The organism is Streptomyces sp. NPDC006529 (assembly GCF_040611795.1).
Classification (GTDB): domain Bacteria; phylum Actinomycetota; class Actinomycetes; order Streptomycetales; family Streptomycetaceae; genus Streptomyces.
Map to the genome: position 1 here is coordinate 174,223 of NZ_JBEXPB010000004.1, position 13,860 is coordinate 188,082.

General features: G+C 73.7%; 11 protein-coding genes. 8 read left to right on the plus strand and 3 right to left on the minus strand.

Features of this window, described 5'->3' with window-relative positions:
- Positions 1 to 14: 14 nt before the first annotated feature.
- The gene (locus ABZY31_RS05670; RefSeq protein ID WP_356405150.1) at positions 15 to 1,556 is read right to left on the minus strand and encodes a M1 family metallopeptidase; all 1,542 of its coding nucleotides are present in this window, start codon (positions 1,554 to 1,556) and stop codon (positions 15 to 17) included.
- Positions 1,557 to 1,882: 326 nt separating this feature from the next.
- Here ABZY31_RS05670 and ABZY31_RS05675 point away from each other — a divergent pair, with 326 nt between their 5' ends.
- The 5 genes from ABZY31_RS05675 to ABZY31_RS05695 all read left to right on the plus strand — a co-directional run bounded on the left by ABZY31_RS05675 (position 1,883) and on the right by ABZY31_RS05695 (position 8,177).
- A complete protein-coding gene (locus tag ABZY31_RS05675) occupies positions 1,883 to 2,752 on the plus strand; it encodes a hypothetical protein (RefSeq protein ID WP_356405152.1) in 870 nt (289 codons plus the stop codon).
- A 173-nt stretch (positions 2,753 to 2,925) separates the two neighbouring features.
- On the plus strand, positions 2,926 to 5,436 hold the full coding sequence (locus ABZY31_RS05680) for a Tex family protein (RefSeq protein WP_356405154.1): 2,511 nt from the start codon (positions 2,926 to 2,928) through the stop codon (positions 5,434 to 5,436).
- A gap of 305 nt (positions 5,437 to 5,741) precedes the next feature.
- Positions 5,742 to 6,173 carry a hypothetical protein gene (locus tag ABZY31_RS05685; protein ID WP_356405156.1) on the plus strand — a complete coding sequence of 144 codons (432 nt, stop codon included), beginning with the start codon at positions 5,742 to 5,744 and terminating at the stop codon, positions 6,171 to 6,173.
- The gene (locus ABZY31_RS05690) at positions 6,163 to 7,395 is read left to right on the plus strand and encodes an MAB_1171c family putative transporter (RefSeq protein ID WP_356405158.1); all 1,233 of its coding nucleotides are present in this window, start codon (positions 6,163 to 6,165) and stop codon (positions 7,393 to 7,395) included. The genes ABZY31_RS05685 and ABZY31_RS05690 overlap by 11 nt, the downstream gene beginning before the upstream one ends.
- On the plus strand, positions 7,392 to 8,177 hold the full coding sequence (locus ABZY31_RS05695; RefSeq protein ID WP_356405159.1) for an SDR family oxidoreductase: 786 nt from the start codon (positions 7,392 to 7,394) through the stop codon (positions 8,175 to 8,177). The genes ABZY31_RS05690 and ABZY31_RS05695 overlap by 4 nt, the downstream gene beginning before the upstream one ends.
- 614 nt (positions 8,178 to 8,791) lie before the next feature.
- On the opposite strand, the gene ABZY31_RS05700 is transcribed toward ABZY31_RS05695, so the two are convergent.
- Positions 8,792 to 10,429, minus strand: coding sequence for an ABC-F family ATP-binding cassette domain-containing protein (locus ABZY31_RS05700; RefSeq protein WP_356405161.1), 1,638 nt, complete (start codon positions 10,427 to 10,429; stop codon positions 8,792 to 8,794).
- 112 nt (positions 10,430 to 10,541) lie between these two features.
- Here ABZY31_RS05700 and ABZY31_RS05705 point away from each other — a divergent pair, with 112 nt between their 5' ends.
- Both ABZY31_RS05705 and ABZY31_RS05710 read left to right on the plus strand, forming a co-directional pair.
- Positions 10,542 to 11,510: a GlxA family transcriptional regulator gene (locus ABZY31_RS05705; protein ID WP_356405163.1), complete on the plus strand. Its 969-nt coding sequence runs from the start codon at positions 10,542 to 10,544 to the stop codon at positions 11,508 to 11,510.
- A 52-nt stretch (positions 11,511 to 11,562) separates the two neighbouring features.
- Positions 11,563 to 12,198 carry a DJ-1/PfpI family protein gene (locus tag ABZY31_RS05710; protein ID WP_356405165.1) on the plus strand — a complete coding sequence of 212 codons (636 nt, stop codon included), beginning with the start codon at positions 11,563 to 11,565 and terminating at the stop codon, positions 12,196 to 12,198.
- Here ABZY31_RS05710 and ABZY31_RS05715 read toward each other — a convergent pair.
- Complete coding sequence (locus tag ABZY31_RS05715) at positions 12,188 to 13,030, minus strand: enoyl-CoA hydratase/isomerase family protein (RefSeq protein ID WP_356405167.1); 843 nt, start codon at positions 13,028 to 13,030, stop codon at positions 12,188 to 12,190. The two genes, ABZY31_RS05710 and ABZY31_RS05715, sit on opposite strands and share 11 nt — an antisense overlap.
- Before the next feature lie 81 nt (positions 13,031 to 13,111).
- Between ABZY31_RS05715 and ABZY31_RS05720 the strand changes: the two genes are divergently transcribed.
- The gene (locus ABZY31_RS05720; protein WP_356405300.1) at positions 13,112 to 13,807 is read left to right on the plus strand and encodes a DUF308 domain-containing protein; all 696 of its coding nucleotides are present in this window, start codon (positions 13,112 to 13,114) and stop codon (positions 13,805 to 13,807) included.
- Positions 13,808 to 13,860 lie beyond the last annotated feature (53 nt).

Consider the following 13,860-nt stretch of genomic DNA (forward strand, 5'->3'; position numbering starts at 1 on the left):
CTGCCGTGGGGAGCTCAGCGGCCGTGGCCGTGCCCGTGCCCCGGCTCCGTCTCGTGGATGCTGTTCGTCGCGGCGATCTTCTTCCAGGACTTGGGCTCCGCCGCCGGGGCCGCGGCGGGGGCCGGGGCCGCGAGCGAGCGGCCCGTCGCCTTCGCCGCCGGGGGCGCGAAGGCGGGCTTGCCCGGCGTGTAGAGCCAGGTCTCGAAGAGGTCGGCCAGCGGCTTGCCGGAGACCCGCTCGGCATAGCGGACGAAGTCGTTCACCTTGGCGTTGCCGTAGGCGTGCTCGGCCGGCCAGCCCTTGAGGATGGCGAAGAACTTCTCGTCCCCGACCGCGTTGCGCAGCGCCTGGATGGCAATGGCCCCCCGGTCGTAGACGGCCGCGTCGAACTGCTTGTCCGCACCCGGGTCACCGGGCTTGACCTGCCAGAACGGGTCCTCGGCGGGCCGGTTCGCGTAGGTCCAGGCGGCCAGCTCCTGCGCGGTTCCCTCGCCCTCCTTCTCCGACCACAGCCACTGGCTGTAGCGGGCGAAGCCCTCGTTGATCCAGATGTCCTTCCAGCCGTCGACCGAGACGCTGTCGCCGTACCACTGGTGGGCCAGCTCGTGCACGACGACCTGGACGTTGGCCCCGTTCGCGAACTGGCGCGGGCTGTAGAAGGGCCGGGTCTGGGTCTCCAGCGCGAACCCGCTGGGCACGTTGGGCACGTAGCCGCCGAGCGCGTTGAAGGGGTACGGGCCGAAGACGCCCTCCAGCCATTCCGCGACCTCGGTGGTGCGCTCGACGCTCGCCCGCGCCGCGCCCGCGTTGTCGCCGAGGTCCACGCTGTAGGCGTTCAGGACCGGCAGCCCGCTCGCGGTCTTGTCGGTGGTGACGTCGAACTTGCCGATGGCCAGGGTGGCCAGGTAGGTGGCCTGAGGCTTGTTGGAGCGCCAGTTGTAGCGGGTCCAGCCGAGCTTCGAACTCTGCGACTGGAGCACGCCGTTGCTGATCGCCTGGGTGCCGTCCGGGACGTTGACGGAGACGTCGAACGTCGCCTTGTCCAGCGGGTGGTCGTTGCTGGGGAACCACCAGATGGCCGAGTCCGGCTCCTGGGCGGCGATCCCGCCGTCCGGCGTGCGCTGCCAGGCCGACCAGCCGTCGACCTTGAACTCCGAAGGCTTGCCTGCGTACTTGACGACCACGGTGGCCTGCTTGTTCTTCTGCAGCGCGGTCGCGGGGGTCACCTCCAGCTCCTGGACACCGGACTTGGCGAACTTCGCCTTGACCCCGTTGACCCGGATCTCGCTGACCTGGAGGCCGAAGTCAAGGTTGAAGCGGGAGAGGTCCTGCTTGGCGGTGGCCAGCAAGGTGGCCGTGCCCTCCAGGAGGTCGGTCGTGGGCTGGTACTGGAGTCTCAAGTCGTAGTGCGAGACGTCGTATCCACCGTTGCCGCTGGCCGGGTAGTAGGGGTCGCCGATGCCCGGGGCACCCGGAACGGCGGTCGCCGCCGACGCCGGGATCACCAGCAGCAGGGAGGCGGCGAGCACGCTCGGGGCGATGACTTTGCGTCGCACGAAGGACTCCAAGGGGGTTGGGGAGACGGTTCTGTTGAGCTGTGTGCAGCTCGGCTCACGGCTTGTGTGTTCGACCGTATTCACCCCTGCGCCCCACGTCATGTCCATGGCCCCTGCTGTCACACGATCGCCATTCGGACGTCACACCGCGCCATGCGGACGGTTCCCGGCCAGGTGGGGCGGGCCGGGCGGGCCGGCGAAGAACGGCCGGATCTCGCAGGGCCGGTGCGGGGCCGGTGCGGGCCCGGCGCGGCGCCGGGGAGCTTGCGCGCGGGGGCCGGGGGTCACCCTGTTGTACATACCAATCAGTCGGTAGGGTGCCGGGCATGACGCTCTCCACCCTCCCGCCCCTCGCCGCGCGCCGCTGTTGGCACGCGGCCATCAATCCGCTGCACGCCACCCTCTACTTCTCGCCGGACCTTGCGAGGGAGCTCGCCGCCCTCGGGATCGAGGGCCCGGCCGCGGCCCTGAGCACCCGCAGCGCCGCCCTGGGCGCCGTCGGCCCCGGCGCCGTCGCCGCCACCTTCTACAACTACAGCCACGCCCACCTCGCCCAGTACCTGCCCGCCGTCTGGCAGAAGGCGGACCCCGAGCAGGTCCTGGCCGCCCGCCTGCGGGCCGCCGACGCGACCCTCACCCGGCTGCTCGGCGCCGAGACCGTCGCCTCCCCGGAGATGGCCGAGGCCGCCGACCTGGCCCTGCGCGCCACCGAGGCCTGCACCCGGCACGGCCGCGCCCTCTACTCCGCGCACGCCGACCTGCCCGTCCCCGAGGCCCCGCACCTGCGCCTGTGGCACGCCGCCACGCTGCTGCGCGAGCACCGCGGCGACGGCCACCTCGCCGCCCTCCTCATCGCCGGCCTCGACCCCGTCGAAGCCCTGGTCAGCCACAACGCCACCGGCCGCGGCATGACCTCCAAGTGGCTGCGGGCCACCCGCGGCTGGAGCGCGGCCGACCTGGCGGCGGCCGCCGACCGGCTGCGCGAGCGTGGGCTGCTCGACGCCGAGAACGAACTGACCGAGGCCGGAACGGCGCTGCGCGAGCGGCTGGAGGCCGACACCGACCGGCTCGACGCGGCCCCGTACGAGCACCTTGGTGCGGCCGGCCTGGCCCGCCTGCACGAGCTGGGCGGCGCCTTCGTCGCCCGCGCGATCGGCGCGGGCGCCTTCCCCGCCGACCTCACCGGCAAGGGCTGACCCGCCCCACCGGGCGCGGGCCGCCCCGGCCCCCGCCCGGACGGGCGCCACGCCCTCCCGGCGCGGCGCCGGCCCCGCCGCCGGACCGATCGGCAGGGTTCCCGCCCCGCGATACCGCCACCTGCCACAATTGGCAGCTTCCAGTGCAGTGCAGACGAAGGCGGGACCGGAACGTGACGACGTCCATCGAAGGCAGGATCGCCGAGGAACTCGGCGTACGGGAGCGGCAGGTCAAGGCCGCCGTCGAGCTGCTCGACGGCGGCTCCACCGTGCCGTTCATCGCGCGCTACCGCAAGGAAGCGACCGAGCTGCTCGACGACGCCCAGCTGCGCACCCTGGAGGAGCGGCTGCGGTACCTGCGCGAACTGGAGGACCGCCGCGCCGCGATCCTGGAGTCAGTGCGGGAGCAGGGCAAGCTCGACGACGCGCTGACGGCCATGATCAACGCGGCGGACACCAAGGCCCGGCTGGAGGACATCTACCTGCCCTTCAAGCCCAAGCGCCGCACCAAGGCGCAGATCGCCCGCGAGGCGGGCCTGGAACCGCTCGCCGAGGGCCTGCTCGCCGACCCCTCGGCCGAACCGGCCGCCGCGGCGGCCGCGTTCGTCGACGCTGACAAGGGCGTCGCCGACGCGGCGGCCGCCCTCGAAGGCGCCCGCGCCATCCTCACCGAGCGGTTCGCCGAGGACGCCGACCTGATCGGCGAACTGCGCGAGCGGATGTGGACCCGCGGCCGGATGGCCGCGAAGGTCCGGGACGGCAAGGAGGAGGCGGGCGCCAAGTTCGCCGACTACTTCGACTTCGCCGAGCCGCTCACGGCGCTGCCCTCGCACCGCGTCCTCGCCATGCTCCGCGGCGAGAAGGAGGACGTCCTCGACCTCACGCTGGAGCCCGAGGAGCGCGACGACACGGCGGCCCCCGGCCCCTCCACCTACGAGGGCATGATCGCCCGCCGCTTCGGGGTCGCCGACCGCGGCCGCCCCGGGGACAAGTGGCTCGCCGATACCGTCCGCTGGGCCTGGCGCACCAAGATCCAGGTGCACCTCGGCCTCGACCTGCGCACCCGGCTGCGCCAGGCCGCCGAGGACGAGGCGGTCCGCGTCTTCGCCTCCAACCTGCGGGACCTGCTGCTCGCCGCGCCCGCCGGGACCCGCGCCACGCTGGGCCTGGACCCGGGTTTCCGCACCGGCGTGAAGGTCGCCGTCGTGGACGCCACCGGCAAGGTCGTCGCCACCGACGTGATCTACCCGCACGTGCCCGCCAACAAGTGGGACGAGGCCCTCGCCAAGCTCGCGCGGCTCGCGAAGGAGCACGCGGTCGACCTGGTGGCCATCGGCAACGGCACCGCCTCGCGAGAGACCGACAAGCTCGCCGGCGACCTCATCACCCGCCACCCCGAACTGAACCTCACCAAGGTGATGGTCTCCGAGGCGGGCGCCTCCGTGTACTCGGCCTCCGCCTTCGCCTCCCAGGAACTCCCGGACATGGACGTGTCGTTGCGCGGCGCCGTCTCCATCGCCCGCCGCCTCCAGGACCCGCTCGCCGAACTGGTCAAGATCGACCCGAAGTCGATCGGCGTCGGCCAGTACCAGCACGACCTGTCCGAGGTGAAGCTCTCGCGCTCCCTCGACGCGGTTGTCGAGGACTGCGTGAACGGCGTCGGCGTCGACGTCAACACCGCCTCGGCGCCGCTGCTCTCCCGGGTGTCGGGCATCAGCGGAGGCCTCGCCGAGAACATCGTCGCCCACCGCGACGCCAACGGGCCCTTCCGCAGCCGCAAGGCCCTCAAGGCCGTGCCCCGGCTCGGCCCCAAGGCGTACGAGCAGTGCGCGGGCTTCCTGCGGATCCGCGACGGGGAGGACCCGCTGGACTCCTCCAGCGTCCACCCCGAGGCCTACCCGGTGGTCCGGGCCATGGGCAGGACGGCGGGCGGCGAGGTCGCGGCGCTGATCGGCAACACCGCGGTACTGCGCTCCCTGCGCCCGGCCGACTTCGTCACCGAGGCCTTCGGCCTGCCGACCGTCTCGGACATCCTGCGGGAGCTGGAGAAGCCGGGCCGCGACCCGCGCCCCGCCTTCAAGACGGCCACCTTCAAGGAGGGCGTGGAGAAGATCGGCGACCTGGCCCCCGGGATGATTTTGGAGGGCGTGGTCACCAACGTGGCGGCCTTCGGCGCGTTCATCGACATCGGCGTCCACCAGGACGGCCTGGCGCACGTCTCGGCGCTGTCGAAGACCTTCGTCAAGGATCCCCGTGACGTGGTCAAGCCCGGGGACATCGTCCGGGTGAAGGTCATGGACGTCGACATCCCGCGCAAGCGCATCTCGCTGACCCTGCGGCTGGAGGACGAGGACGGGGCGGACCGCGCGGCGGGCGCCCCGCGGCCCCGCCAGGAGCGCGGCGAGCGCGGCTCCGGCGGACGCCCGCCGCAGCAGCGCGGCGGCGGCGACCAGGGCCGCGGCGCATCCGGCGGCAACTCCGCGTCCGGTGGCAACCCGGCGGGCGCGGCCAACGGCGCCGGCGGAGCCCGTGGCGGCGGCGGCCGGGGCGGCGCCGGAGCCCGCGGCGGATCCGGTGGCGGGGCGGGCGCGGCCAAGGGTGCTCCGGCGCCCGCCAACAGCGCCATGGCCGACGCCCTGCGCCGGGCCGGCCTGACCGGCCCCGAGGACCGCCGCAAGCGCTGACGCGGGAGGGCCCCGGCGGCGGCGGGGAGCCGGTCCGCAGGTCGCGGCCCCGGGCAGGAAGAAGTGGCCGAATAAGCGCCTTGCCCGGGGCCCCGCCTTGCCAACCCCCGCAGCCGATCTGTAGGCATGTGGGAACGCCCGTTCGTCATTCGCGCACGGGCTTCCCTGACCCCCCTCAGGACGTCATGCCCACATCAGCCCCTGCCTATCGACGCTGCCCGGGAAAGGGTCCGAAGAGGGAGCACATGCCATACCGGCAACTCAGCCTGCGCAAACGCTGCGAGATGATTCTCGGCCGTTTGGACTTGCCGCATCCGTTTTCCCTCGACGCCCTGTGCGGGCGCATCGCCGAGCAGCGGGGCCGGCCCATCCGGCTGCACCCGCTTCCCAAGGAAGCTGCCGAATCCGGCGTGTGCGGCCTGTGGGTGGGCACCACGAGCGTCGACTACGTCTTCTACGAGGCCCAGACCTCCCCGCTGCACCGCGAGCACATCGTCCTCCACGAACTGGGCCACATCCTCTTCGGCCACAACTCGCTGACGAGCGAGGAGAGCGGCGCCGAGGCCCCGGTCATCCTCGGCCGCACCAACTACACCACCCGGCAGGAACAGGAGGCCGAGATGCTGGCCAGCCTGATCCGGACGAGGGCGGGACTGCCCCCGGTCGACGAGGCCGCCGGGACCCTGGCGCGCCTGGAGTCCGCCATGGGGTACCGGCGGGTGCAGCATGGCGCCTGACCCCATCGCCGCCTTCGGGGACTCCCTGGCGGTGCCCAGCGTGGTCTGCCTGTGGCTCGCGGTCCTGCTGCGCTCCCCGGCCGCCGTCCGCTCCCCGCAGCAGCGCGGACTGCTGCTCGCCGTCGCCACGGCCGCCGCGGCGATGACCCTGAACCTGCCCGACGTGGTGACGTACGCGATGCGCGACCCCGCGTACTCGCACACCGTCGGACTGGTCCGCAACCTCATCGGCGTCTTCTCCGCGGGCGCCGTCCTCTACTTCGTCGCCGCGGCCACCACCCGGGGCCGGCGGCTGCGCCAGACCGCCGCCGTCACCACCGTGGGCCTGCTGACCGCCCTGGTCCTGCTCGATCACGCCGCCCCCGGCCACGGCACGCACACCATCCCGCCGCACGGCGACCCGGTGCCCTCCCTCGGCTACTGGCTCGTGCTCATCGCGGCCCACCTCAGCGCCAACACCGCCTGCGTGTACGTCTGCTGGCGCTACAGCCTGCGCACCGAGAGCCGGGGCCTGGCCGCCGGGCTGCGGCTGTTCGGCCTGGGCACCGCGCTCGCCGGGGTGTTCTGGTTCGTCTACCTGCTCAAGCTGCTGTTCGGCAGCACCGCCGCCATGCCCTGGCTGCCCCTGCTGATGAACCTGCACGGGCTGCTGCGCGCCGCCGCGCTGCTCGTGCCCGTGCTGTTCGGCGTGCGACGGACCGCGTCCGACATCGGCACCGCGTGGCGGCTGTGGCCGCTGTGGCGCGACCTGGTCGAGGCGGTGCCGCACGTGGCGCTGACGAAGCCGCGGGCCGGGCGGGTCGTGGAGCTGCTGTGGCCGCCGGTCCCGCGCGACCTGCTGGTCTACCGCAAGGTCATCGAGACCCGGGACGCGATCCTGATCCTCAACGAGTACGTCGTCCAGGGCGTCCCGGAGCGCGCCCGCAGCCACGTCGCGGGCGCCGGAGTGCCCGCCCAGCGCCGCGGCGCGGCCGCGCTGGCGTGCGTGCTCAAGGAAGCCCGGCAGGCCAAGCTCGACGGGCTGGCCGGGCGGCCGCAGGACGGCGCCGAGCCGCTGTACGTCCCGTCCTCGGTGCACGGACCCGCGGGCACCGTCGAGGGCAGCGACCTGGAGGACGAGAAGAGCTTCCTCGTCGAGGTCGCCCAGGCCTACGGATCCGCCGCGACGCGGACCTTCACCCCCGAACCGCCCGCACGACCCGGAAAGCGAGACCGTCCGTGAACCGCCGCACCACCGTACTGATCACCGGGGCCAGTGCCGGGCTCGGCGCCGCCTTCGCCCGCGGGTTCGCCGCCAAGGGCTGCGACCTGGTCCTCGTCGCCCGTGACAAGGACCGCCTGGGGGCCCTGGCGCAGGAGCTGCACCGGGAGTTCGGCGCGGAGGTGGAGGTGCTGCCCGCCGACCTGCTCGATCCGGCACGGTGCGCCGCCGTCGAGGAGCGGCTCGCCGACGCGGGGCGGCCGGTGGACGTCCTGGTCAACAACGCGGGCTTCGGGCTCCCGGCGCCCTTCCCGTACAGCCCGGTCGAGGACGAGGAGCGGATGCTCGACCTGCTGGTCAAGGTGCCGATGCGGCTGACGCACGCGGTGCTGCCGGGGCTGCGGGAGCGGCGGCGCGGGGCGGTGCTGAACGTGTCCTCCGTCGCGGGGCTGCTGCCGACCGGCACGTACGGGGCGGCCAAGGCGTGGGTCACCGCCTTCAGCGAATCGCTGCGCGTGGACATGGCGCCGTACGGGGTCCGCGTCCTGGCGGTGGTCCCGGGCTTCACCCGGACCGAGTTCCAGGAGCGGGCGGGGATGGACGTCAGCAAGCTGTCCGACGCGGTCTGGCTGGAGCCGGAGGCCGTGGTCGCACAGGCGCTGCGGGACCTTGCGCGGGGGCGGCCGCTGAGCGTCACCGGGCGGCGGTACCAGGCGTACGCGATGGCCGTGCGGCACCTTCCGCGGGGGCTGGTGGCCCAGCGCATGGCCCGCAAACGCCTCCCCCCGCCGAACCAAGCCTGACCCCGGGCCGGGCCCGCCTCAATCGCCGGCGGGGCTGGGGTGGTGGGCCGGGTTCGGTCAGCCCTCCGACGCCGGGGGGCTGAGGTTGCCTCCGGCGGCGCCTCAAACGCCGGCGAGGCTGGGGTGGTGCGGGTGAGCTGGCGTGGTGCAGCTGGTTGGCTGGTCCGCCTCAAACGCTCGCGGGGTTGGGTTGGGTTGGTGGGCCTGGGTTCGGTTCGTCCTCGGACGCCGGGGGGCTGCGGTTGCCTCCGGCGGCCCCTCAATCGCCGGCGAGGCTGGATGTGGTTTCGGCTCGGTGCCGAGGCGCCGGAGCGGGGCAAAACTAGCCTCGCCGGCGTTTGAGGCGCCGCCGGAGGCATGCCGTAGGCCCCGCCGGAGGCGCACCCGGGGACCGGACGGAGACGCACCCGGGTCCGACGGGAGGCACACCCGGGGACCGGCCGGATGCGCACCCCGGGGCCGGACCGGAGAAACACGAAGGCGCACCCCAGGGCCGGACCGGAGGCGCACCCCAGGGCCGGACCGGAGGCGCACCCCGGCCCCAGCCGGAGACGCACCCCGGGCCCGACCGGAGACGCAGCGCGACGGTGGTCGGACAGGGGGGACAGCCGGGGCTATTCCTCCGTGACGCGGCCCTCGGCCACCCGCAGGCGGCGCGTCACGTGCACCGCGTCCAGCATCCGCCGGTCGTGCGTGACCAGCAGCAGCGTGCCCTCGTACGCCTCCAGCGCGGACTCCAGCTGCTCGATCGCGGGAAGGTCGAGGTGGTTCGTCGGCTCGTCCAGCACCAGCAGGTTCACCCCGCGCCCCTGGAGCAGGGCCAGCGCCGCCCGGGTCCGCTCGCCCGGGGACAACGTGCCCGCCGGGCGCAGCACGTGCGCCGCCTTCAGGCCGAACTTCGCGAGCAGCGTACGCACTTCCGCCGGCTCCGTCTCCGGCACCGCCGCGCAGAACGCCTCCAGCAGCGGTTCGTCGCCGAGGAACAGCCCGCGCGCCTGGTCCACCTCACCCACCAGCACGCCCGAACCGAGCGTCGCCGCACCGGAGTCCGGCGCGAGCCGCCCCAGCAGCACCGCGAGCAGCGTGGACTTCCCGGCGCCGTTCGCCCCGGTGATCGCCACCCGGTCCGCCCAGTCCAGCTGGAGACTGGCCGGCCCGAAGGTGAACTCCCCGCGCCGCACGGTCGCCTCGCGCAGGGTCGCGACCACCGAGCCGGAGCGCGGCGCCGCCGCGATCTCCATGTGCAGCTCCCACTCCTTGCGCGGCTCCTCGACCACGTCGAGGCGCTCGATCGCGCGCTGCGTCTGGCGCGCCTTCGAGGCCTGCTTCTCGCTGGCCTCGCTGCGGAACTTCTTGCCGATCTTGTCGTTGTCGGTCGCCTTGCGCCGGGCGTTCTTGACGCCCTTGTCCATCCAGCCGCGCTGCATCTGCGCGCGCCCTTCGAGCGCCGAGCGCTTGTCGGCGTACTCGTCGAACTCCTCGCGGGCGTGCGTCCGGGCCCGCTCGCGCTCCTCCAGGTAGGCGTCGTACCCGCCGCCGTACAGGTTGATCTCCTGCTGGGCCAGGTCGAGTTCGAGGACCTTGGTGACCGTCCGGGTGAGGAACTCGCGGTCGTGGCTGATCACCACCGTGCCCGCGCGCAGCCCCTTCACGAAGGCCTCCAGCCGCTCCAGACCCTCCAGGTCGAGGTCGTTGGTCGGCTCGTCGAGCAGGAAGACGTCGTAGCGCGACAGCAGCAGCGACGCGAGCCCGGCGCGGGCGGCCTGGCCGCCGGAGAGCGCGGTCATCGGCAGGTCGAGGCCGACGGACAGACCGAGGTCGGCGGCGACCTCCTGGGCCCGCTCGTCCAGGTCCGCGCCCCCGAGGTCCAGCCACCGGTCCAGCGCGGTCGCGTACGCGTCGTCCGCGCCCGCGACGCCGTCCACCAGGCCCTGCGTGGCCTCGTCCAGCTCCGTCTGCGCGGCGGCCACCCCGGTCCGGCGGGCCAAGAACTCCCGGATCGACTCGCCCGGGCGGCGCTCCGGCTCCTGCGGCAGGTGGCCGACGGTGGCGGTCGGCGGGGAGAGCCGCAGCTCACCGGTCTCCGGCGTGTCCAGACCGGCGAGCAGGCGCAGCAGCGTCGACTTCCCGGCGCCGTTGACGCCGACGAGGCCGATGACGTCACCGGGGGCGACGACGAGGTCGAGCCCGGTGAAGAGCGAGCGCGCACCGTGCCCGGCGGCGAGTTCCTTGGCGACGAGGGTTGCAGTCATGATCCGTCGATCCTATCGGCCGTCCCCCGCCCGGCCGACCGATGAGGCGGTGGCAGGAAAGGTGGGGAGCCCGGCATTGCGGACGTCCACCCGGCGGGAAGACGATGGATCCATGCCCACCGAAACCTGCCGGGACGTCCTCGTCCTGCTCTACGACGGCGTCCAGAGCCTGGACGTCACCGGCCCCGTGGAGGTCTTCGCGGGCGTGGGCCACTACCCCGGCCGTGCGGGCTACCGGATCCGCACGGCGTCGCCGGGCGGCGCGCCCGTGCGGACCGGCAGCGGGCTGACCCTGGTCCCCGACGAAGCCCTGGAGGACGCCGTTCCGGGCCCCGGCACCACGCTGCTGGTGCCCGGCGGCCGCTACCGGGGGGACTTCGAGCCGCGGCTCACCGACTGGCTGCGCGCGCACGGCGCACGACCGGGCCGGCTCGTCGCCGTCTGCACGGGCGCCCTGCTGCTCGCCGAGGCGGGGCTGCTCGACGGCCGCCGCGCCACCAGCCACTGGAACGCCTGCGAGCGGATGGCCCGGGACTACCCCGAGGTGCGGGTGGACCCCGAACCGATCTACGTCCGGGACGGGTACGTGGCCACCTCGGCCGGGGTGACCGCCGGCATCGACCTCGCGCTGGCCCTGGTGGAGGAGGACCACGGCCGGGACCTCGCCCTCGACATCGCCCGCCACCTGGTGGTCTACCTGCGCAGACCGGGCAACCAGGCGCAGTTCAGCGCGCTGCTCGCCGCCCAGAGCGCCCGGCGCGAACCGCTGCGCGAAGTACAGCACTGGATCACCGGGCATCCCGGGGCCGAGCTGACGGTCGAGGCGCTCGCCGCCCGGGCCCGCCTCTCGCCCCGGCACTTCGCCCGCGCCTTCCACGCCGAGACCGGGACCACCCCCGGCCGCTACGTGGAGCGCGTCCGCATCGAGCACGCCCGGCGGCTGCTGGAGGACACCTCGGACGGCGTCGCCCAGATCGCCCGGGCCTGCGGTTACGGCACCCCCGAGGCGCTGCGGCGGGCCTTCGTCAAGATCCTCGGCCAGCCGCCCGCCGAATACCGGCGGCGCTTCGGCGCCGGGTGACCGCCCCTTCCCGGCTTCCCCTTTCCGACTCTCCCTTTCCGGAGGACACCGCATGCAGATCGCCATTTTGCTCTTCGACGGCTTCACCGCCCTCGACGCCATCGGCCCCTTCGACACCCTGGGCCGGCTGCCCGGCGCCCAGAGCGTCTTCGTCGCGGAGCGCCCGGGCCCCGTCCGCAACGACTCCGACCAGCTCGCGCTCGTCGCCGAGCGGTCCCTCGCCGAGGTGACGTCCCCCGACATCCTGCTGGTCCCCGGCGGCCCGGGGCAGAGCGCGCAGATGAAGAACGAGGTGCTGCTCGACTGGCTCCGCGCCGTCGACGCCACCACCCTGTGGACCACCTCGGTGTGCACCGGCTCGCTGCTGCTGGCCGCCGCCGGCCTGCTCCGGGGCCGCCGCGCGACCAGCCACTGGCTGGCCCTGGACCAGCTCCCGGCGTACGGGGCGCGGCCGACGGGGGAGCGGGTCGTCACCGACGGCAAGTACGTGACCGCGGCCGGGGTGTCCTCCGGCATCGACATGGGCCTGACCCTGCTGGGCCGGATCGGCGGGGACCGGGTCGCCCAGTCCGTCCAGCTGCTGACCGAGTACGACCCCCAGCCGCCCTACGACGCGGGCTCGCCGCAGAAGGCGCCCGCCGACCTGGTGGCGCAGTGGCGGGAGAAGAGCCGGTTCGTCATGGAGTAGCCGCACCGGGCGCCGCGGCCGCGCCCAGCGTCCAGGTGAAGGCGGGCGTGCGGCGCTCCAGGAAGGCGGCGACCCCCTCGGCGGTGTCGCCGCCGGCGCGCGCCTGCTCGGCCCAGTGGGCGTCCCGGTCGGTCCGTCCGTTCGCGAACTCCTTCGCGGCGGCCTGGGTGAGCTGCGAGCGGCCGGTCAGGATCCGGGTGAACTCCGCGACCCGCTCGTCCAGCCGGCCCGCGGGCAGCAGCTCGTCCACCAGACCGGTCCGCAGCGCCCGCCCCGCGTCGATCAGCTCGCCGGAGAAGAGGAGGTACTTGGCCGTCGCGGGGCCCACCAGGGCGGTCAGGCGGCGGGTCGAGGAGGCGGGGTAGACGATGCCGAGCTTGGCGGGGGTCACCCCGAAGGACGCGCCCTCCTCGGCGAACCGCAGGTCGCAGGCGGCGGCGAGCTGGCTGCCGCCGCCCACGCAGAACCCGCGGATCGCGGCCAGCGTCGGCTTCGGGAACGCGGCGAGCGCCTCCTCGGCCCGCACGGCCAGCGCCTGCGGGTCGTCGGCCGGACCGGCCCCCGCCTCCGGCGAAGGCACCGCTCCCGCCGCGGCCCCCGCCTCCGGCAGCGGCTCCCGGCCCCGCAGCGAGGAGATGTCGGCCCCGGCGCAGAAGGTGGCGCCGGCTCCGGTCAGCACCAGGGCCCGTACCGCGGGATCGGCCGCCAGCGTCTCCAGCAGCCCGGGCAGCGCGCGCCACATCGCGGCGGTCATGGCGTTGCGCTTGGCGGGGTTCGAGATGACGACCGTGGCGACCCCGTCCGCGACGGTGTGCAGTAGCTGCGCGTCCATGCGCCGGATGCTATCCCGGCCGGTCGATCCTATGATCAAGGAGTCCGGGGGGCTCGGGGGGTGCGAGAAAGAGGCATGTCCATGGCCGCAGACCGCACACGCCGCATCGACGGGGCCGGGCAGCAGAAGCAGGAGAAGAAGAAGCTGAGCCGGGGCTTCGGACTGCTGGCCCTGCTCGGGGTGATCCTCGTCGTGGCCGGGCTGGTCGGCCTCATCTACACCGGGGTCGCGACGCTGACCTCGATGTTCCTCTTCGGCTGGCTGCTGCTGATCGGCGGACTGGTCGGCCTGCTCCAGGCGGTGCAGGCCCGCAAGAGCAACTACTTCTGGCTCGCCGTCATCGTCGCCGCGATCAACCTCGCCGCCGGGTTCGTGATCCTGCGCCGCCCCGAGGCGAGCGCCGAGGCGCTGACCATGTTCGCCGCGCTGCTCTTCCTCACCGGCGGGGTGTTCCGGCTGGCGGGCGCCCTGGTGGTGCGGGGATCGAACTTCGTGCTGACCCTGGTCCAGGGCGCCTTCGGGATCCTGCTGGGCGTGCTGGTGCTGTGGCGCTGGCCGGGCAGCAGTCAGTACGTGATCGGAACCTTCTTCTCGCTCGCCCTGCTGTTCGACGGACTGAGTCTGGTGGCGCTCGGCATGGGCGCGCGCCGGATCCTCGGCCTGGTCAGGGAGGACGAGGTGGCGGCGGTGCCGGTGACCGATCCGGCCGTGGCGGCCACTGCACGGCAGGCGGCCGATAAGCGGGCCGTGGGAGATCAAGAACAGTCGAACAACTGACGAGGCCATACTTCGACGGTCAAAAAGCGTCCGAATAACGCTGACTTATGGTC